This is a genomic window from Corynebacterium tuberculostearicum (assembly GCF_016894265.1).
GTDB classification, from domain to species: Bacteria; Actinomycetota; Actinomycetes; order Mycobacteriales; family Mycobacteriaceae; genus Corynebacterium; species Corynebacterium tuberculostearicum_D.
Genome location: NZ_CP069791.1, coordinates 1,898,329 through 1,916,746, shown reverse-complemented (window position 1 = coordinate 1,916,746; position 18,418 = coordinate 1,898,329). Strand labels below are relative to the sequence as shown.

General features: G+C 59.4%; 18 protein-coding genes and 1 pseudogene. 10 read left to right on the top strand and 9 right to left on the bottom strand.

Annotated features, from left to right (window positions below; genetic code table 11):
* Nucleotides 1-150 precede the first annotated feature (150 nt).
* A complete protein-coding gene (locus I6J28_RS09145) occupies nucleotides 151-1,311 on the top strand; it encodes a glycoside hydrolase family 25 protein (protein WP_204609377.1) in 1,161 nt (386 codons plus the stop codon).
* Here I6J28_RS09145 and I6J28_RS09140 read toward each other — a convergent pair.
* Entirely contained in the window at nucleotides 1,292-2,128 is an 837-nt protein-coding gene (locus I6J28_RS09140; protein WP_204609375.1) for a spermidine synthase, read from the bottom strand. The genes I6J28_RS09145 and I6J28_RS09140 overlap by 20 nt on opposite strands.
* A 94-nt stretch (nucleotides 2,129-2,222) precedes the next feature.
* Here I6J28_RS09140 and mnmA point away from each other — a divergent pair, with 94 nt between their 5' ends.
* Nucleotides 2,223-3,308 (top strand): tRNA 2-thiouridine(34) synthase MnmA, encoded by a 1,086-nt coding sequence (gene mnmA, locus I6J28_RS09135; protein ID WP_204609373.1) that lies wholly within the window; start codon nucleotides 2,223-2,225, stop codon nucleotides 3,306-3,308.
* Here mnmA and I6J28_RS09130 read toward each other — a convergent pair.
* Nucleotides 3,301-3,668: pseudogene (locus I6J28_RS09130) on the bottom strand (PH domain-containing protein). The gene mnmA and the pseudogene I6J28_RS09130 sit on opposite strands and share 8 nt — an antisense overlap.
* Nucleotides 3,669-3,745: 77 nt before the next feature.
* Between I6J28_RS09130 and I6J28_RS09125 the strand changes: the two are divergent.
* Nucleotides 3,746-4,660 carry a methionine synthase gene (locus I6J28_RS09125; RefSeq protein WP_204609371.1) on the top strand — a complete coding sequence of 305 codons (915 nt, stop codon included), beginning with the start codon at nucleotides 3,746-3,748 and terminating at the stop codon, nucleotides 4,658-4,660.
* Here the strand turns inward: I6J28_RS09125 and I6J28_RS09120 are convergent.
* The 4 genes from I6J28_RS09120 to I6J28_RS09105 form a co-directional block, all read right to left on the bottom strand.
* Nucleotides 4,657-5,778: an ATP-binding protein gene (locus I6J28_RS09120; RefSeq protein WP_204609368.1), complete on the bottom strand. Its 1,122-nt coding sequence runs from the start codon at nucleotides 5,776-5,778 to the stop codon at nucleotides 4,657-4,659. The two genes, I6J28_RS09125 and I6J28_RS09120, sit on opposite strands and share 4 nt — an antisense overlap.
* Before the next feature lie 339 nt (nucleotides 5,779-6,117).
* Entirely contained in the window at nucleotides 6,118-7,110 is a 993-nt protein-coding gene (locus I6J28_RS09115) for a serine hydrolase domain-containing protein (RefSeq protein WP_204609366.1), read from the bottom strand.
* Nucleotides 7,110-7,607 (bottom strand): ArsR/SmtB family transcription factor, encoded by a 498-nt coding sequence (locus I6J28_RS09110; protein ID WP_204609364.1) that lies wholly within the window; start codon nucleotides 7,605-7,607, stop codon nucleotides 7,110-7,112. The genes I6J28_RS09115 and I6J28_RS09110 overlap by 1 nt, the downstream gene beginning before the upstream one ends.
* A gap of 40 nt (nucleotides 7,608-7,647) precedes the next feature.
* Nucleotides 7,648-8,319, bottom strand: a complete 672-nt coding sequence (locus I6J28_RS09105; protein ID WP_204609362.1) for a 3'-5' exonuclease — start codon at nucleotides 8,317-8,319, stop codon at nucleotides 7,648-7,650.
* A 45-nt stretch (nucleotides 8,320-8,364) separates the two neighbouring features.
* Between I6J28_RS09105 and ligA the strand changes: the two genes are divergently transcribed.
* On the top strand, nucleotides 8,365-10,434 hold the full coding sequence (gene ligA / locus I6J28_RS09100; protein WP_410493196.1) for an NAD-dependent DNA ligase LigA: 2,070 nt from the start codon (nucleotides 8,365-8,367) through the stop codon (nucleotides 10,432-10,434).
* Nucleotides 10,435-10,444: 10 nt separating this feature from the next.
* On the opposite strand, the gene I6J28_RS09095 is transcribed toward ligA, so the two are convergent.
* Entirely contained in the window at nucleotides 10,445-11,104 is a 660-nt protein-coding gene (locus tag I6J28_RS09095; protein ID WP_204609358.1) for an amino acid-binding ACT domain protein, read from the bottom strand.
* Nucleotides 11,105-11,308: 204 nt separating this feature from the next.
* Between I6J28_RS09095 and gatC the strand changes: the two genes are divergently transcribed.
* From gatC to I6J28_RS09080, 3 genes are all read left to right on the top strand, one after another.
* Nucleotides 11,309-11,605, top strand: coding sequence for an Asp-tRNA(Asn)/Glu-tRNA(Gln) amidotransferase subunit GatC (gene gatC / locus I6J28_RS09090; RefSeq protein WP_005327681.1), 297 nt, complete (start codon nucleotides 11,309-11,311; stop codon nucleotides 11,603-11,605).
* Nucleotides 11,606-13,093: an Asp-tRNA(Asn)/Glu-tRNA(Gln) amidotransferase subunit GatA gene (gatA, locus tag I6J28_RS09085; protein WP_204609355.1), complete on the top strand. Its 1,488-nt coding sequence runs from the start codon at nucleotides 11,606-11,608 to the stop codon at nucleotides 13,091-13,093.
* An 86-nt stretch (nucleotides 13,094-13,179) separates the two neighbouring features.
* The gene (locus I6J28_RS09080; protein WP_204609352.1) at nucleotides 13,180-13,674 is read left to right on the top strand and encodes an META domain-containing protein; all 495 of its coding nucleotides are present in this window, start codon (nucleotides 13,180-13,182) and stop codon (nucleotides 13,672-13,674) included.
* A 73-nt stretch (nucleotides 13,675-13,747) separates the two neighbouring features.
* On the opposite strand, the gene I6J28_RS09075 is transcribed toward I6J28_RS09080, so the two are convergent.
* Nucleotides 13,748-14,071, bottom strand: a complete 324-nt coding sequence (locus I6J28_RS09075; protein WP_005323344.1) for a hypothetical protein — start codon at nucleotides 14,069-14,071, stop codon at nucleotides 13,748-13,750.
* A 47-nt stretch (nucleotides 14,072-14,118) separates the two neighbouring features.
* Here I6J28_RS09075 and I6J28_RS09070 point away from each other — a divergent pair, with 47 nt between their 5' ends.
* The 3 genes from I6J28_RS09070 (at nucleotide 14,119) to I6J28_RS09060 (ending at nucleotide 17,599) form a co-directional block, all read left to right on the top strand.
* Nucleotides 14,119-15,495: an MFS transporter gene (locus tag I6J28_RS09070; protein ID WP_204609350.1), complete on the top strand. Its 1,377-nt coding sequence runs from the start codon at nucleotides 14,119-14,121 to the stop codon at nucleotides 15,493-15,495.
* 24 nt (nucleotides 15,496-15,519) lie between these two features.
* A complete protein-coding gene (locus I6J28_RS09065; RefSeq protein WP_005327686.1) occupies nucleotides 15,520-16,551 on the top strand; it encodes an ATP-dependent 6-phosphofructokinase in 1,032 nt (343 codons plus the stop codon).
* Nucleotides 16,552-16,630: 79 nt separating this feature from the next.
* Nucleotides 16,631-17,599: a bile acid:sodium symporter family protein gene (locus tag I6J28_RS09060; protein WP_204611448.1), complete on the top strand. Its 969-nt coding sequence runs from the start codon at nucleotides 16,631-16,633 to the stop codon at nucleotides 17,597-17,599.
* A 10-nt stretch (nucleotides 17,600-17,609) separates the two neighbouring features.
* On the opposite strand, the gene I6J28_RS09055 is transcribed toward I6J28_RS09060, so the two are convergent.
* A complete protein-coding gene (locus I6J28_RS09055) occupies nucleotides 17,610-18,395 on the bottom strand; it encodes a DUF4261 domain-containing protein (protein ID WP_204609348.1) in 786 nt (261 codons plus the stop codon).
* Nucleotides 18,396-18,418 lie beyond the last annotated feature (23 nt).

Below are 18,418 nucleotides of genomic sequence, written 5' to 3'. Positions count from 1 at the left end.
CCGTGTCCTGCCGCTTTTCAAGGGTTATGGGCAAATATGTGTTCTAAAAGGTTGTATTCCCAGGAGGAAGAAACGGAAGTAAAGAAAATTATCTCCAGTGGTGCGTGTTAAAGATGTGACAGGAGTGAAGGCGTTGCTAGACTCACGCGCATGACTTCAAAGAAGGCACTCCGAAAGAGCATTACTGCGGTAGTCACCGTGGCTGCACTAGCTGTAAGTGGTACCGCTGTTGCCCAGGCGGTGAACTTTGGTGCGCCAAAGGGCGTTGACGTGGCGGCGCACCAGCATCCGGGCGGTACGCCCATCGATTGGTCTAAAGTGCGGTCCGACGGACAGTCCTTTGCGTTCGTGAAGGCTACCGAAGGCGGGGATTGGGTAAACCCCCACTACGTACAGGATATTCAGGCGGCTAATGCTGCTGGACTCAAGACCGGTGCATACCACTACGCACGTCCGGCTGGCGACGCCAAGACTCAGGCGGCCAACTTTGCCGCGCAGATCGCCCTTGCCCCAGATCAGACATTGCCTCCTGCACTTGATATCGAGGTGGCGGAAGGAAAGTCTGCGGCACAGCTGGAGCAGTGGATTGAAGAATTTACTAGCGAGCTCAAGCGTCTTACCGGCCGCACGCCCATGATTTACACCTACAAGTACTTCTGGATGGGGCAGATGAATAACTCCCAGAAGTTCTCGGATATGCCACTGTGGCTTGCAGCCTATCAGGACCAGGCGCCTGAAGCGGTGGGCGGATGGAAGGAACTTTCCTTCTGGCAGCGTTCTGGTTCTGGCAAGGTAGCAGGCATTTCTACCGACGTCGATATGAACCTGTTTAATGGTTCCAAGCAGCAGCTGCAGTCTTTCAGTGACGGCAATTACGTCGACGTCGGCGGCGCGCTAGAGCAGCTGGTTGTCAGCGATGGGCTTGACTTGAGCTCGGATAGTACGCCGCTCATCGGTGCTATTTTGGCCCTGGCGGCGGGGCTGATTGCGATTCCGCAGCTTGCCGACGCCGCCGAAAAGTCCGGCCTCGATCCCCAAGCGGCGGAGGGCCTGGCTGGCTTCGTAAAGACCCTTAAGGACAAGGATGCTCTTCCGGTGGAGGACCTAGGCGATATGGCCAAGGGCAACTTCTCCGTCAGCGACCTAGCTATCCTGCTGGACAATGCTGGTCACGTAAACAACGTGAAATCTGGCAACGTCTCCGAGTCGGAGGTATCGGAAGCTAAGAATGCCGCCAAGAACGCCGGCGCTGACGTGCCTGATTTCGACGCGGCGCAGGTAGCTACGCTGCTTAATCGCGTGCTGCAGTAGCGCCGGTGAAAAACGCGCGGGTCCAGGCCTCGTCTTTGTAATGGGCGGGCACTGCCCCGCCAAGGAGTGCCTTTGCCAGCTGGGCGGCTTCGACGGAGCCCTCGGCTGGCATTTCTGTATCTGAGGCCACCAGGATGATGTTCCCGTAGCGCCGGCCTTTGAGCATCGGTGGGTCCGCGATGACGGCGAGGTGGTCAAATACCTTATCCAGGCCCGCGAGCTCGCTCTTTGCCAGCTGGAGATCGGAATGGTCTCCGCAGTTGGCTACGTAGAGGCCGCCCGCCGCCAGCGACTGCTTTGCAGCCTGAAAGAATTCCACGGTGGTGAGGTTGGCGGGTGTCTTATCGCCTGCGAAGACATCGCGGATGATGATGTCGCGGCTGGACGGAAGGAACCCCTCGGTTTCTTTGCGTGCTTCGCCGGCGCGGATTTTGACGGTGGGGGAACGGGGGACGTCGAAAAGCGTACGCACCAATTCGCCCAGCTTGGCATCCAGCTCCACCACTGTGTGGCGGCTGCCCGGGAGTCTGCTAGCGAAGTAGCGCGGAAGGGAACAACCCGCGCCGCCTAGGTGGGTGACGCGGAGCTTATTCGCGGGCCGAGTATTGAGGTGCTCAACCGCCGCCGCAATCCAGCGCATGTACTCAAACTCCAGTTCCTCCGGTTCACCGAGCACAATGTGGCTGCTTGGCACGCCATTAACGTTGAGAATATAGGCACCGTCGCGAAACTCATCCGGCACTACCTCGGCCGTGCCGGTAGAAATGTCGTAGGTGCCGGTGATTCCCGGATCGGTGGAAGCTCGCTTTCTGCCCATGTCACACAAGCTTAGGGAATGGATTCGATTTAAACCGCGTTGGGGCTAGGGAGTAGACTTTCGGGCCTGTAGTCAAGGTGAAATGGGGAGCACAATGCGAGTATTGGTTGCCATGTCCGGCGGCGTGGACTCATCGGTTGCCGCCGCCCGTGCAGTAGAAGCCGGCCACGAGGTGATTGGCGTTCACCTCGCGCTGCACAAAGACGCGCAGCAGACCAGGGAAAAGGCCCGCGGTTGCTGTTCGTTGGAGGATTCGGCCGACGCCCGTCGTATCTGCGATAAGCTGGGCATTCCCTTTTATGTGTGGGACTTTTCAGAAGAATTCAAAGAAGAGGTCATTACGGACTTCGTGGATTCCTACGCCCGCGGTGAGACACCCAATCCCTGCCTGCGCTGCAACGAGAAGATTAAGTTCCGAGCGCTGCTGCAAAAGGGCATGGCGCTTGGCTTCGATGCGGTTGCGACGGGCCACTATGCAACCATCGATGAAGACGGCTACATGCGCCGGTCTTTGGACGAAAATAAGGATCAATCTTATGTGCTCGGCGTGATTTCGGCTGAGGAGTTGGAGCACTGCTTTTTCCCCATCGGCGACACCCCCAAACCACAGATCCGCGAGGAAGCCGCAGCACACGGATTTTCCACCGCGAAGAAGCCGGATTCCTATGACATTTGCTTCATTCCCGACGGTAATACGCAGGCGTTTCTGGGTGCACGCATTGGGCTTCGCCCCGGCATGATCGTGGATCAACAGGGCACGGAGCTCAAGGAGCACGATGGTGCGTGGAACTACACCATCGGCCAGCGCAAGGGCCTAGACATCAAGGCGCCGGCTGCCGACGGCCGCCCCCGCTACGTCACCGATATTGATGCTGCTACCGGCACGGTTACCGTCGGCGCCCGCGAGGACTTGGCCGTAACCTCGATTCAGGCCGATCGCCTGAAGTACCTCCACCCAGGCATGGATGGGGATTTCGAGTGCGAGGTTCAGGTGCGCGCACACGGCTCCGTGGTGCCATGTACCGCCCACGTTGACCGCGAGGCGGACGAAATGCACCTCGAACTCAAGGAGCCGCTATCTGGTGTCGCCCGCGGCCAAGCGGCGGTGCTGTACTTGCCTTCGCCGGATAAGCTGGGAGACATCGTTATCGGCTCCGGCACCATCTGTGGAACTAATTAAGCACGCAGTTGGCAATGAGCCGATCTAGCGCTCGGACATCGATATCGGGGCCAATGTTGATTTTGAATTCGCCAGCCCTCGTCCACAGCTGCAGCTCAGCATTGAAGTCAAGGAGCTTTCCCGCGTTTTCCGTGGACCACATGTTAATGGAGGAATAGGGCAGGGAGTACATCTCTACCTTTTGCCTGTAAGGCCTTGAGCGTCGCGGATGATGAGGCGCCTATTGGTAAATACGGCGGCGTCGCGGACTGTCTTGAAAGCGCAGACGGGATATTCCTGTTCGGCCAAAACAGTGGAAATGTCCTGGGGAATTTCGCACTCGTTGTAGAAGGTCCAGCCGGAGTATTTTTCCACGCCCATAGTAAGGTTCCTTTCCAAGTGATACGTCGCGTATCGGGTAGATAATTCTGAAAAATAATACTAGCGCCGAGGTGAATATGGACGCTTTTGGCTTAGGCCCTATGCCGGGATACTCCATGAGTGAGGCGGCAGACATCGTGATGGGCGAGACGGGTGGTCTCCCGCACCTTCCGCAATTGCCGGACCGCGGGATTCACGCTGGGGCAATTGGGCGAACAGCGGGCTTGTTGGAAGCAGTCTCCATTGACCGCGGACCGCGCTCATGGGTGCTCAGCGATCGGCCGCAGCTCATCTCGCATCGGATAGGCGACCAGATGAGCCGGGATCTGGACGAGATTCAGGAGGTGTGGGGCGAGTCAGTTCCGCGCATCAAGGTCCAAGCGGTAGGCCCGTGGAGTTTGGCGGCCGCTGTGGAGCTAGGAAACGGGCACCGCGCGATTACTGATTCGGGTGCGTTCCGGGACTTGTGTGGTGCTCTATTGGCCGGAATTCAGGAACACAAGGCACAGGTAGCACAGCGCTTTGGGGCAGAAGTGCGGGTCCAGCTGGACGAGCCCCTGCTTGCCCACGTCCTGTCGGGCACCCTTCCAGGCACCACCGACTTCGATACGATTAGGGCTGTTCCCGCGGACCAAGTCAACGCGACACTGGCGGAGTTTTGCGCGGACTACCTCCGGCTTCGCGAGCCACTATGGGAAGTGGGAGCGAAGACGGTACTGCTCGATTTCGCTGGTCTAGCCTCGCCCGAGCATCTCGATGGCTTGGGGCAGTGGATTGATGGTGGCGCTCGCGTTGGTCTCGGCGTGGCAGGGCACGATGCTCGCACGGAAGCTATTTCTATTGCTCAGCACTTCGACCGCATGGGGCTATCACGGGAGCGAATTCCAGGGCAGGTTGATATCTTCCCGTGGCCGGTGGACAAGGCAGCGCACAGCTACTCTTTTGCCGCTGAGGTGGCGGGCATCCTCGTCCGCGACGCCGGCGATCTTTAATCGACGCGCCCGCGGCTATCCGTGGTGGTGAAGTATTCGCCCATATAGGGAATGACGTAGCGTAGCTTGCCATGGGCGGTGGGTTCGATGAGGTCGGCGTCGATAAGCCGCTGGCGGGTGGCCGACAAGGAGCGCACCGTGCGGTCCATGTGGCCCGCGATGTCTGCGATGGTGGCGATGCCATCGACTTCGACTGCGGCCATCGCCTCCAGGAACTCCCGCTGCGCCGGCGGCAGGGCCAGCGTCGCAGGCTGGTGCACCTGCGCGCCCATGATTGATATTGCGTCCGGGGCGATGGAGGCAATTGTCTGCTGGGAAATGCCGCTTTCTTGATTCCGGCGACTGCGCTCCCAAGCCAGCGAGCCCACCAATTGCACGAGGTAGGGGTAGCCGCGGGTGAGCGCGGCGGCGTTCGTAATCGCGTCCTGGCTAAACTCCAGTCCCGACCCCGAGGCTGTATGTTCGAGCGCCTGCTCCGCATTGGCCGGCGATAAGGGACCGAGCACGAATTTCTGGGCCCGGCGCAGGAAGGTGACCCCGGGCAGGTCCAGCAAGTGGTTGACCCCCTGCGGCAGGCCAGCGGCCACCAAGGCGATGTCGATTTCATCGCGCACCAAGTCTTGGTAGGCCACGGCGATGGTGGTGAGCTCTTCGACGTCGGCGTCTTGGACCTCATCGATGGTAAGGAGGATGCCGGTGCCGTTTAGCTCGGCGGATAGCTCGCGTAGGCGGGTATTCAACGTGGGGGTGAAGCGGTCTTCCTTCTGGTGGTCGAAGCCAATCGATCCTACGCCGCCGATGCCGATGCGGCTGACCTTCTTCTTATCGCTGGGCGAGAGCCGCTCGAGAAGCCTCGGAATCGTGGTGTTGACCAGTTCCTCCACCATGGTGGAGCGCCCGGAGGCACGCAGCGTTACCCAACCGCGCGCTTCAGCAATGTCTTCCAACTCGTTGATGAGGACCGTTTTGCCGATGCCCCTAGCGCCGCTTAGCACCATGGAACGGGAGGCATTGCCTGCCGAACCATCGAGGGCGGTGCGGAAACTATCGAGCACGACGCCGCGGCCGACCCAGAACAGGGGAGGGGCGCCGAATGTCGGGCGGAATGGGTTGTCCATGCGGCTAGTGTAACCCGTTTGCCGGAGATTTGGGAGACTTTCGGCTCAATGTGGAGATTTGGGAGACTTTGTAGATTTCTTACTGTGGAGAGAGTCTAGGCGCCAAGCGATGGCACCGATGTGCAGGAAGCCAGCGGTAACAATCGCGTACCACCATCCAAAATCTACTGCTCGGTACCACGGCATTGCGATGCCGACAAGAGCAATGATGGCGACCGTGAAGATTGCGTCTATAACCAGCATAGGGGAAGAAACTGGCTTCTTTAGGGTCTTCCATGCAGACCAGAGCTCGAACGCAGTGATAGCGGCAGGGATTAATGTGAGGAGCATTGTGGTTTCCTAAATCCTCTCGAAAAGTGCTTCTGCGAGGTCTTCAGTTCCCGCCGGCGAGTCATTATTTGCGAAGGCTGCGCGATTTTCCTTCGGATCAATGATGAGCATTGTGGAGTAGCCGTAGGTGCCGCCGTTGTGCCAAAAGCTCTTGCCGTCATCATTCTCCTGCCATCCATAGCTAGTGTCGCCATGTTCCATAAACCATGTAGCGAAAGCTGCCATGTCATGAGCGGTGGACCGAATGGCTCCAGCTGCGGCGGAACAGCCTTCAATTTCCCAAGGCTCAGCAGTTCGGCCTGCGGCTGTGAGTCCGCGAGGGGCTTCGTCGGGGACGGAACCTGGTGTCATGAGGTAGGTTTCCTTCATTCCGGCGGGCTTTAGGATTCTCTCGTGGAGTAATTGTTCGTATGGCGTATCGGCAGCCGTTTCTAAGGCGTGGCCGAGCAGCGCGTAGCCCAAGTTGGAATAGGATTCTGTGCCACGATCTGCAAGCTCCGATTCGGTTGCTGAATCGACGATATCTTGTGTGGATACACCTGCGTACGGGTTTGAACCGGTGATGCTAGAGACAGCAGATGAGAAAGTCATGGCTTTTGCCTGTCTGGGTAAGCCCGAGGTGTGATCGAGTAGCTCCCGAACTGTTACGTCGGAGACTGGTGAGTCACCAACCTCGAGGACTTCACCCATCGTGGTGTCGAGGCGAATTTTTCCCTCTTCTACCAGTTGGTGGGCAATTTCTCCGGTGAACATCTTGGTGACAGAACCGATCTCTACCTCGGTGTGTTCATTGGCGCCGAGTCCGGCGAAGGTGGCCTTTCCCTGATCAAGTGTGAAGGCGGTGAGGTTGTTGAAACCAGCTTCTGAGTGTTCCCGTAGGTGCGTGGAGAGTCCTGGATCTCCGGTTGCGGTATCGGCCATCGAGATTCGCTGGGGTCCAACAATGAGTAAGAAGGTGGCCGATACCACGGTTACGACGGCGGCGAGGGCTAATTTGCGCATTAGTGGGCCTCGCTTGCGGTAATGATGGTCAGGAGGGGCACCACTCGGGCGGGGCGAAGTGCGTATTTTCCGCCTGTTTTGGTGGTCCAGCCCGCGCTAGTGAGGGCGCTGAGGTGGTGATAGGCCGTGCCGGTAGACGTGACGATTTCTTCTTCGGCAAGTTCTGTGGCGCTGGCCGGTGCGGTAAGGAGTCGGCGCAGGATCTCGCCACGAATGGGGTGGGCCAGAGCAGCAAGGCGGTCGAGGTTTTCGGACCAGTCTCCATTGGTTACTGCCCTTGTTGGTCGCTGCCATTGGTAGGTATAAGAGCCCTCGCCGATAGTGAGGTTGCCGCCAAAGATTACGGACCCCTCGGGAAGCTCTTCAGAAGGCTCGAGGGTGTCCGCAAGCCACATGGTGGACTCGCCTGTGGGAGCTTCCGCCTGAGTTGGTGTGGGGTTTTCGAGCTTGGCGACGCGCTCCTCGAGAGCTGAAACTCGGGATTCTAAAGATTCCATAGTTCTAGAATTCCAAAACTCTAGAACTATGGCAATGGGTTTAAGAAATCAGCGGCCACGCCGTCGAGACATCCGAGGCATCGCGGCCCTTGCCTTCTAGGTACTTCTTGAAGGCGACGCGGTCCTCGTACCACTTGACGGCCTGGAACTCCATGAGTTCGTTTTCCTCCATCTGTGCCAGGTTGGGGTAGTGCTGGCGAACCTGCTTCCAGGCCACGCGGGCGGCCGCGAGGGCGTCGGCAGTAGCTTCGTGGGCATTACCCAACTCGACGCCGTAGTGCTCGCACACGGCGCCAAGGGTGCGCTTTCCCTTGCGCCACTTATCGCTGACGCGGTCAATCACGTAGGGGTCGTAGACTGGGCCGGTCACCGTAAAATCACCGGTGAGGCTGCGCAATACGGTGAGATCAAATGCTGCGTTGTAGACGATCAGCGTCAGGCCATCCTCCCATGCGGCCTTGATGGCTTCGACCGTGTCTTTTAGCACCTCCTCGTGCGGGCGGCCCTCGGCGCGGGCCTTTTCCGTAGTAATTCCATGGACATTGGTTGCTTCCTGCGGAATTTCGATTCCGGGATCGGCTAGGTGCTCAATTTTTTGCACATCGCGGCCGTCAATGCGGACTAGGGCGGAGGTAACAATGCGGGCTTCTTTAGGGTTAGCCGAGGTGGTCTCAAGGTCGAAGGCGAGCATGCGGGAGGCGTCGAAATTCATGATCCATACCTTAGTAGCTAGCCCCGACACGAGGGATAGCTACACTTGGGCAGCGTGACTAATCCAGTTGATCTGCACCGTGAATGGAATGACCTCGCGCAGGAAGTGCGCCGCCACCGCAACCTGTACTACAACGGTGAGCCGGCTATTCCCGACGCCGACTTTGATGCACTTTTCCAGCGCCTACTTGCGCTAGAAGAAGAGCACCCAGAGCTTGCCGTGCCTGATTCGCCCACCCAGCAGGTGGGTGCTGCCCCGAGCGCCGGCGAGGATATTGAGCACCTTGAGCGCATGATGAGCTTGGACAATGTTTTTAGCGCTGGCGAGATGCAGGATTGGCTGGATAGAACACCGGCTAAGACCTATCTCACCGAGCTGAAGATTGATGGCTTGTCTATCGACTTGGTTTATCGCAATGGGCGCTTGACCACCGCTGCTACTCGTGGCGACGGCACGGTGGGCGAGGAGATCACTGCCAATGCCCGCGTAATCGAGGATATTCCGCATGGGTTGACGGGAACTGCTGAATACCCTGTCCCGGAGCTTATCGAGATCCGTGGCGAGGTATATATGCGACCCGAGGATTTCGAGGAGATCAATGAGGAACGCGCGGCTGATGGCAAGGATAAATTTGCCAACCCGCGCAACGCCGCGGCCGGTGGACTTCGCATGAAGGACCCCGCCGAGGTGAAAAAGCGCCGCCTGAAGATGGTGTGCCACGGCTTGGGCGCGCGCGAGGGATTCTCGCCCACCTCACAGCACGATGCCTATAAGGCGATTGCGGCCTGGGGGCTGCCCGTTTCCCCGTATACCAAGCAGGTGCACTCAGCCAAAGAGGTTCAGGACGAGGTGGCGCATTGGGCAGAACACCGCCACGACGCCATCTTTGAAATGGATGGTCTCGTGGTCAAGGTGGATGATTTGGCGTCGCAGCGAGCGCTGGGTGCGACTTCCCGCGCACCGCGCTGGGCCATTGCCTACAAGTATCCGCCGGAGGAAGTGACCACGAAGCTCAAAAACATTGAGGTGGGTGTTGGTCGCACCGGGCGAGTAACCCCGTACGCAGTGATGGAGCCAGTCTTCGTTTCTGGATCTACGGTGGAGATGGCTACCCTGCACAACCAATCCGAGGTCAAGCGCAAGGGCGTGCTCATTGGGGATACCGTCATTATCCGCAAGGCGGGCGAAATTATTCCGGAGGTCCTTGGGCCGGTGCGCGAGCAGCGCGATGGTAGCGAGCATGAGTGGACCTTCCCGGAGAACTGTCCTGCGTGCGGCACGAAATTGGCCCCACAGAAGGACGGCGACGCCGATTGGCGTTGCCCCAATACACAGTCCTGTCCGGCGCAGCTCTCGGCACGCCTGGAGTATCTGGCTTCCCGCAAGGCGTTGGATATTGAGGCTTTGGGCGAGAAGGGTGCGATGGACCTGATCGACAACGGCATCCTCGTCGATGAGTCGGAGCTTTTTGAGCTCACGGCGGAAAAGCTCTTGGCCTCAGATGTCTATACCGCAAAGAAGGACACCAAAGACAAGCGCTCCAAGAAGGAGGGCAACGTCAAGGTCAATACGGCAGGTCAGAACTTGCTAAACAACCTGGAGGAGGTCAAGGGTCGCGACTTTTGGCGAGTCTTGGTCTCGCTGTCCATACGACACGTGGGCCCGATTGCGGCTCGGGCGCTTGCCTCCCGCTATGGATCCATGGATAAGCTGCGCGCTGCGAAGACGGAGGAGCTTGCAGAGGTCGATGGCGTCGGCATGACCATCGCGCAATCCTTCCACGATTGGTTCGAGGTGGATTGGCATCGCACGATTGTGGACAAATGGGCTGCTGCGGGAGTGGCCATGGAGGTAGCGGCCGAGGACCACAAAGAGCAGACCCTCGAGGGCTTGACCATTGTGGTTACCGGCAGCTTGGAGAACTTCACTAGGGATTCCGCGAAAGAGGCTATTGTCTCTCGCGGCGGCAAGGCCACCGGTTCGGTGTCGAAGAAAACCTCGTATCTAGTAGCAGGTGCAAACGCCGGATCGAAGGAGGATAAAGCTCGCGAGCTAGACATCCCGATCCTCAACGAGGCGCAATTCCAGCAACTACTAGAAACCGGCGAAGTCTAAATCGCTCCAGTTACTTGAGGAAGCTGCCCAAGATAGTGCCGATGTGGCCCAGGTGCTCGACCTCGGAGGCGAGGTAGTCAGGGCCGCCGGTTCGACCCATGGCGATGACTAATCCGGTATCGCCGAGTGGGGCGGCGGCGAGTGCGGAGTCAAGCAGGGACCAGCTTTCCGGCACCCACTCGTCGCGTTCGGGGCTGAGGACGCGGGCGCTTTCCACCTCAATGTCGTGAGGAACGGTGCCGTCATCTTCTGGCGCTGCGTTGGAAGAGGCCAAGCGGCGGATGGGCTCGTTATTGTCAATGACGATGCACCAGGTGGATGTGAGTGCCTTCGGGATAGCCGCGACAACCTCTTCCATGGCCGCAGTGACATTGGTGGCATTAGCTACACGCGCGAGCAGCTCGATCTGGCCGCGGCGGTCTACTCGGCCGCTAAACGGGCGGATGGAGTCAATTTCCACGCCGTCGACGGAGGAGGCGGCGGTGATGAGGACATCGGCCATTGTGCCTTGGGGCAGCTCAATGACGATGTCGTCCATAACGGTGCCATCGGGGAAGTTTTCTACGATGTCGACCGATTGGATATTGCCGTCGACGAGTCCAAAGGCGTCGGCAAGCTGGCCCAGGCTGCCAGGGGCATCGGGGAGCAGTACACGGATCAAAAAGGACATGGTCTCGCACGCTTTCGGTAGTTTGTAGTCCCAAACATGATACGTGCGTCACAATGCGGGCTTCAAGCAACGCAAATTTGGGGTGACGCGGCAGCCGTCGCGGTAGGTGCAGTACCATGGGTCGTTAGCAATTCACATAGTACATGCATTGTGTGAATATTTTTCACCCGCATGTCGATTATGCAGATAAAGGATGGAGTTCGCGTGTCTGAGATTTCGCGTGATGAGGTAGCCCACCTCGCCAAGCTTTCCCGCCTGGCCCTCAGTGAGGAAGAGCTAGCCCAGTTTGCAACGCAGATTGATGAAATTGTTGATTCCGTTTCCGCGGTAGGAAACGTGGATACCGAGGGTGTGGAGCCGATGAGCCACCCGCACTCCGTGGACGCCCCGATGCGCGAGGACGTTATTGTGCGCACCCTTACTGCAGAACAGGCCTTGGACCAGGCGCCGGCCGTAGAGGATGAGCGCTTCGTCGTGCCACAGATTTTGGGAGGAGAATAAATGTCTAACCTGACCGTTCCTGCGGAGGGCTTGACCTCCCTGACTGCCGCCGAGCTGGCGGAAAAGATTCATTCCCGCGAAATTACCTCCCGCGAGGTCACCCAGGCCTTCCTGGATCGCATTGCAGAGACCAATGGGGAGCTTAATTCCTTCCTGCACGTGGGGGCGGAAGAAGCCCTCGCGGCTGCCGACGCCGTGGATAAGGCCCTCGATGCCGGCGAAGAGCCGGCTTCTGGTCTGGCAGGCGTGCCCTTGGCGCTGAAAGATTTGCTCGTTACCATCGACGCGCCGACCACCGCAGCGTCCAAGATGCTGGAGGGCTACGTTTCTCCCTACGACGCCACCGTGACCAAGCGTCTGCGCGAGGCCGGAATTCCCATCCTGGGCAAGACCAACCTGGACGAGTTTGCCATGGGTTCTTCTAATGAGAACTCTGCCTTTGGTCCGGCTCATAACCCTTATGACACCGAGCGCACCCCGGGCGGCTCGGGCGGCGGTACCGCAGCTGCACTCGCTTCCGGCCAAGCGCCACTCGGCATTGGTACCGATACCGGCGGCTCCATCCGCCAGCCAGCCGCGCTGACCAATACCGTGGGTGTTAAGCCAACCTACGGCACCGTCTCCCGCTATGGCCTTATTGCTGCCGCATCTTCCCTGGATCAGGCCGGCCCGTGTGGCCGTACCGTCCTCGACACCGCGCTCCTGCACGAGGTCATTGCTGGCCACGATGCCTTCGATGCGACCTCCGTGGATAAGCCGGTAGCACCGGTTGTCGCCGCCGCACGCGAAGGTGCCAAGGGTGACCTTTCTGGTGTCAGGGTCGGTCTTATTAAGCAGTTTGAGCGCGATGGCTGGCAGGAGGGCGTGATGGAGAATTACCACGCCGCCGTCGATCAGCTGCGCGAGCAGGGTGCCGAAATTGTTGAGGTTGATTGCCCACACTTCGACGACGCCCTGGCAGCGTACTACCTGATTATGCCGTGCGAGGTCTCGTCCAACCTGGCGCGATTCGATGGCATGCGTTACGGCCTGCGTGCCGGCGATGACGGCTCCCACTCCGCGGAGCAGGTCATGTCCCAGTCTCGTGCGGAGGGCTTTGGCCCCGAGGTAAAGCGCCGCATCATGCTGGGCACCTATGCGCTGTCCGTGGGCTACTACGACGCCTACTACCTGCAGGCGCAGCGCGTGCGTACCCTCATTGCGCAGGACTTTGCCCGTGCCTTCGAGCAGGTTGACGTACTCGTTTCCCCGACCACCCCGACTACCGCCTTCAAGCTGGGGGAGAAGGCCGAGGATCCGATGGCAATGTACAACTTTGACCTGTGCACCCTGCCGCTGAACCTGGCTGGCCTGTGCGGCATGTCCGTGCCGTCCGGTATGGCGAGCGATACTAACCTGCCGACTGGCCTGCAGATCATGGCGCCGGCTTTCGAGGATGACCGCCTCTATAAGGTGGGCGCTGCCTATGAGGCTGGCCGCGATAAGTAAATCGCCGCCTGTGGAGTCCCTGACGATTCCATAAAGGTTTCTTTACCCCCGTTGAATTTAAATTCGGCGGGGGTAAATTATTGGGTATGCATTTCAAAAAGACCGCACTATTTTCGCTGTCCGCCGCTGCGCTGATGGGCGCTGGAGTTGCTAACGCTGCGCAGGTCCCCGACATCGATCCGGGGTTTAGCATGACTGCGCCGACCCAGTCTGACCTGATTTCTCCGCTGCCGGAGGGCGCCGAGAAGCTGGAGCCTCAGATTGAAGGACAGACCATCACCGGCGAGCTCCACTCCGTTAAGGAAGACGGCAAGCTGAGCGTCACCTTTGCCAAGGACCGCACCTTGGCGGTCAATGATGGCTGCAATACCTACACCACTACCTACGAGGTGGCCAAGGATGGCACCATCAGCGTGGGCGAGTTCAATTCCACCCGCGCGGCCTGCGACGAGCATACGCAGCAGCTTTCCGACGCCCTCCGGGGCCTCCTCGAATCCAACCCCTCCTTCTATAACCTCCCCGGCGGCACCGTCGCCTTGGGTAGCGAGAATGCTGCGGTTGAGTTCATGGTGGCCAAGTAGAAACTAGCGGCACGCAGGATAAAAGAATGCGCACCATGTCTAGGGACGTGGTGCGCATTTGTGTGGGTGGGGACTATTTGGCGTCGGAAAGCGCATATGCCGCGCCCGCCGAGGCTGCGGTGACGCTGAGTACCGCCGGCCACGCACCGATCTTCTTGGCCAGTGGGTGGGAGGCGCCGAATGCGCCCACGTAGAGTGCGCACAGGCCGGCGGTGGTAGCCGGGGTGGTTTTCTTGGCCCAAGAGCGACCCGCCCATACACCGGCAGCGGCGAGGATTACGCCGCCTAGCGGGCGAATGCCGGTCTCGCGGGCGGTGACCCAGCCACCGATGAGGCCGAGGGTGACAGTAGTCGCGGTAGAAACGTCTTGGGGCTTTTTAATATCGATCATGGACATGCAGCCAGTCTAGGTCGACATTTCTCGGACCGCTAGACTCTAAGGCCATGACTGTGGAGACGCATCTGCCGCCCGAGCGCCAAGCATGGCGCGCCATGTTTGCATTGTCCCTCGGATTCTTTGTATCCCTGCTGGACCAATCCATGGTGGCGGTGGCGCTGCCTGACCTGCAACGCGAGCTCAACGCAGGCGTAAACCACACCATGTGGGTATCCGCGGCCTATTTGTTGGCTGTGGTGGTGCCGCTGCTCTTTGCCGGCCGCTTGGGCGATGTTTTAGGCCAGCGCCGGATGTTCTGTTTGGGTGTGGGCATTTTCGGACTCGGTGCGGTGGCGTGTGCCGTGGCGCCCACAGTGGAAGTGCTCATTGCGGCGCGTGCCGTGCAAGGCGTGGGTGCGTCCCTCCAGATGCCACAGACCATGTCCGTTATCAATCGCATCTTTGCGCGCGAGCGCCGTGGGCGCGCACTGGGTGTGTGGGGCGTCATTGGCTCGGTAGCTGCACTTGCCGGTCCACTCGCCGGTGGCTTTCTGGTCGGGCACTTTGGGTGGCAGGCCGCCTTTTGGGTACACGTTCCCTTCGTGGTGCTAGCCATTGTCTTCGCGCTGCTGTGGGTGCCTGAGCTGCCCACGACCGCGCAGTCTATCGATGCGCCCTCGGCCATCGTGTCGCTCATCGCCTTGGCGGCAATCGTCTTTGGTATTCAGCAGGGCCCGGTGCTTGGCTGGGGATGGACCATTTGGCTGATCCTGCTCGCCGGAGTTGTCGCTAGCGTCTGGTTTATTCGATTGCAGGCAACTGCCCAGGCCCGCGGGTCGAGTCCGCTGGTGCCGCTGGCGCTATTTAGTGACCGCAATTACCTGGCGGGCTCGGTAGGAATCATTGCAATGGGGTTCATGGCGGCCGCAGTGATGCTGCCCATCATGTTGTGGCTGCAGACCATGCAGGGAGTGCCTGCGGGCGAAGCCGGCATCATCGTGGCTCCTATGGCGCTGGTGTCTCTCCTGATATCTCCGCTCGCTGGCATCATGGCGGATTATGTTAACCCGCGGATCCTGGGGGTGCTGGGATTTTCCATCCTGATACTTTCGCTCCTTGCGGCATGGTGGGTCATGCAGGTCGACGCCCTTCCGTGGGTCCTCGGTCTGCCCATTGCCGGGCTCGGCGTGGGACAGTCCTTCATTTGGGGTTCCAACGCAGCTACCACCTTGCGCGATATCTCGCCGGAGCTTATGGGCGCTGCCTCCGGTGTGTATAACACCTCCCGCCAGGTGGGTTCCGTGGTGGGAGTTGCCCTGGTATCCGCAGTTATGCAAACGGGTAACCCAGAGGCGGCAATTATTAATTCGCTGCTCGTCATCGTGGCTGCGCTGGTGGTGGGCCTGGTTTCTGCCCTAGGTTTTAGGGACACTCTGCAGGCCTAAAAATCGCGCGCTAGATTGGTAGATATGCGTCTAGGTGTTTTAACGTCCGGCGGCGATTGCCCCGGCCTCAATGCTGTAATCCGTGCGGTAGTGCGTACCGCGTCCAATGAATTTGGAGATACCGTTGTAGGTTATGAAGACGGCTGGGTCGGTCTGATGGAAGACCGCCGCCGCGATCTTTATGACGATGCGGAAATCGACCGTATTTTGTTGCGCGGCGGCACCATCCTGGGTACCGGCCGCCTGCATCCGGATAAGTTCAAGGCCGGCCTTGACCAGATTAAGTCCAACATGGCGGATGCCGGGGTGGATGCCCTTGTCGCCATCGGTGGTGAAGGTACCCTCAAGGGCGCAAAGTGGCTTTCTGATAACGGCGTGCCAGTAGTGGGCGTGCCGAAGACTATTGATAATGACGTTAACGCCACCGACTACACCTTTGGTTTCGATACCGCCGTTTCTGTGGCCACCGATGCTATCGACCGTCTGCACACCACCGCAGAGTCCCATAACCGCATCCTGATCGTGGAGGTTATGGGCCGCCACGTGGGATGGATTGCCCTGCACGCGGGCATGGCCGGCGGCGCGCACTACACCGTGGTACCGGAAGAGCCCTTTGATATCGCGGAGATTACGAAGGCGATGGAACGCCGCTTCCAGATGGGCGAGAAGTACGGCATTATCTGCGTGGCAGAAGGCGCCCTCCCGAAGGAGGGGACTATGGACTTCGAGGCCGGCGGCGTCGATCAGTTTGGGCACCAGACTTTCAACGGCATCGGCCAGGTAATCGGCGATGAAATCAAGGCACGCACCGGGTATGACGTGCGTACGACCGTGCTGGGGCATATCCAGCGCGGCGGCACGCCGACGGCCTATGACCGCGTGCTTGCTACTCGCTACGGCGTGCACGCAGCGCGCGCCATCCACGAAGGCAAGTCTGGCATGTGTGTTGCCCTCCATGGTGAGGATATTGACCTCGTCCCGTTGGAAGATGCCGTGGGTACGCTGAAGACGGTACCGGAATCGCGTTATCGCAACGCCCAGGCGCTCTTTGGCTAGAGGCATACTGCGTTCCGAATATTAAGATAGCGCTCCCACTGGGTGGGAGCGTATTCTTTTGCCCATGAGTATCGATAGCATGACAGATAATCGGGTGGAGGCGCCCGCTGCGCCCTCCTCAGCGCAAGACCGTCAAGCGCTCATTGCAGCGCTAGGCTTTCCCGTGCTCGTGATTATCGGTGGCGTGGTGGGATACCTCGCGCCAGAGACCGCAGCTTCCTTCGCCCCGCAAGTCACCCCACTGCTGGGTATTGTCATGTTCGGCATGGGCCTAACCCTCAAGCCGGTAGATTTTGCCTTGGTGGTTCGCCGTCCGCTGCCCGTTCTCATCGGAGTAGTAGCGCAGTTTGTCATAATGCCGCTGGTGGCGCTGTTGGTGGTCGCTGTGATGGATCTTCCTGATGCTGTAGCGGCCGGCGTTATCTTGGTGGGCTGCGCGCCCGGCGGCACGAGTTCCAACGTGGTGTCTTACCTTGCGCGCGGTGATGTGGCTTTGTCGGTGACCATGACGTCCATTTCCACCCTGTTGGCGCCGGTCCTCACGCCGTTGCTGACACTGTGGCTGGCAGGGGAGTACATGCCGGTCTCCGCCTCGGCCATGGCGTGGTCCATTGTGAAGGTCGTGCTCATTCCGGTTATCGCCGGCATTCTCATCGGCATGCTGGTTCCCCGAGTGGTGACAAAGATTAACGCGGCATTGCCGTGGATCTCGGTTGCGGCCATTTCAGCCATTGTGTGCATTGTGGTTGGCGGAGCGCACGACACCATCGCTACCGCAGGCGTACTCGTCTTTGCCGCAGTGGTAATCCATAACGCCTGCGGATACGGCTTGGGCTACCTGGCCGGAATGCTGACCAAGCAGCCGATCGCCGCCCGGCGCACCATGGCCGTCGAGGTGGGCATGCAAAACTCCGGCTTGGCCACCTCCCTGGCATCGACCTATATGAACCCATTGGCCGCCCTGCCAGGAGCCGTCTTTTCGGTGTGGCACAACCTTTCTGGTGCGGTGCTGGCAGCCATCTGCCGCTATTCGGATTCCCGAAAGTAGGGGAATTCCGCTAGAAATTAATCGTGACCGCAGGATAGGATTCGTCTACAAACCAGGGTTCTTTCTGCACGGTCAGTGGTGGCTGGCCTTGCTCGAAAGATAGGGTGTCGCCGTCTTTGACGGTGGCGCCTTGGAGCACGTGGTCTGCGATATTGGCCAGCTTGTAATAGAGATCGGTGGGATCCATGGATTCGGTGGCTGCCTGGATTTCAGGGTGTCCGGCCTGGACCAGCCCAACGGTATAGCCCAAGATTTTGTTTTCTTTTTGGGTAAGCCACACCGGAGCGATGTGCATTGGGGCAAGGTTGTCCCGAACGGCCTCGAGGAAAGTATTCGGCGCGATAGAAACGTTGCCGCGCGGGTTATGGACTATCAGGCAGTCGGGGTGCTCGGCTACTACCGCGGTGGCCTTGGAGAGCAGTTCAAGGTGATCGCGGCGGGCTTCGCGGAATTGCTTCGCGCGATCATCTTCGGTCTCGCCGGGAAGCACGGACACGAGGATTTGTGCGGTGGCGGAATCGAGGCCGCGAGCATCCGCGCTCAAAATGGGGTGGAGGCCATAGCTATCGCGGGTGGGAGGGGTATCGATGGCTTGGTAGTGCAATAGGAAGGAATCATCAAGCTCGACCATGATGCTTCCCGGATTCTTGCCCGGCATGATATCTCTCAGGCGATCGCCAAAAGTGGTGGTCAGGCGCTCGCTTACCTCCTCAGGGGTAGGGGCAGTGCGGAAGACTGCGATGTTGATCAATGGGGCATCGATAAGCGCGGCATCAACGCTATGTGGTGTAGTCATAATATTCAGCTTAGGGGCGTGAG

What these genes read in the sequence shown, in the direction of transcription:
- I6J28_RS09145 (WP_204609377.1), top strand. Translation starts at nt 151, where the DNA reads ATGACTTCAAAGAAGGCACTCCGAAAGAGCATTACTGCGGTAGTCACC.
- I6J28_RS09140 (WP_204609375.1), bottom strand. Translation starts at nt 2,128, where the DNA reads ATGGGCAGAAAGCGAGCTTCCACCGATCCGGGAATCACCGGCACCTAC.
- mnmA (WP_204609373.1), top strand. Translation starts at nt 2,223, where the DNA reads ATGCGAGTATTGGTTGCCATGTCCGGCGGCGTGGACTCATCGGTTGCC.
- I6J28_RS09125 (WP_204609371.1), top strand. Translation starts at nt 3,746, where the DNA reads ATGGACGCTTTTGGCTTAGGCCCTATGCCGGGATACTCCATGAGTGAG.
- I6J28_RS09120 (WP_204609368.1), bottom strand. Translation starts at nt 5,778, where the DNA reads ATGGACAACCCATTCCGCCCGACATTCGGCGCCCCTCCCCTGTTCTGG.
- I6J28_RS09115 (WP_204609366.1), bottom strand. Translation starts at nt 7,110, where the DNA reads ATGCGCAAATTAGCCCTCGCCGCCGTCGTAACCGTGGTATCGGCCACC.
- I6J28_RS09110 (WP_204609364.1), bottom strand. Translation starts at nt 7,607, where the DNA reads ATGGAATCTTTAGAATCCCGAGTTTCAGCTCTCGAGGAGCGCGTCGCC.
- I6J28_RS09105 (WP_204609362.1), bottom strand. Translation starts at nt 8,319, where the DNA reads ATGAATTTCGACGCCTCCCGCATGCTCGCCTTCGACCTTGAGACCACC.
- I6J28_RS09095 (WP_204609358.1), bottom strand. Translation starts at nt 11,104, where the DNA reads ATGTCCTTTTTGATCCGTGTACTGCTCCCCGATGCCCCTGGCAGCCTG.
- gatA (WP_204609355.1), top strand. Translation starts at nt 11,606, where the DNA reads ATGTCTAACCTGACCGTTCCTGCGGAGGGCTTGACCTCCCTGACTGCC.
- I6J28_RS09080 (WP_204609352.1), top strand. Translation starts at nt 13,180, where the DNA reads ATGCATTTCAAAAAGACCGCACTATTTTCGCTGTCCGCCGCTGCGCTG.
- I6J28_RS09075 (WP_005323344.1), bottom strand. Translation starts at nt 14,071, where the DNA reads ATGTCCATGATCGATATTAAAAAGCCCCAAGACGTTTCTACCGCGACT.
- I6J28_RS09070 (WP_204609350.1), top strand. Translation starts at nt 14,119, where the DNA reads ATGACTGTGGAGACGCATCTGCCGCCCGAGCGCCAAGCATGGCGCGCC.
- I6J28_RS09065 (WP_005327686.1), top strand. Translation starts at nt 15,520, where the DNA reads ATGCGTCTAGGTGTTTTAACGTCCGGCGGCGATTGCCCCGGCCTCAAT.
- I6J28_RS09060 (WP_204611448.1), top strand. Translation starts at nt 16,631, where the DNA reads ATGACAGATAATCGGGTGGAGGCGCCCGCTGCGCCCTCCTCAGCGCAA.
- I6J28_RS09055 (WP_204609348.1), bottom strand. Translation starts at nt 18,395, where the DNA reads ATGACTACACCACATAGCGTTGATGCCGCGCTTATCGATGCCCCATTG.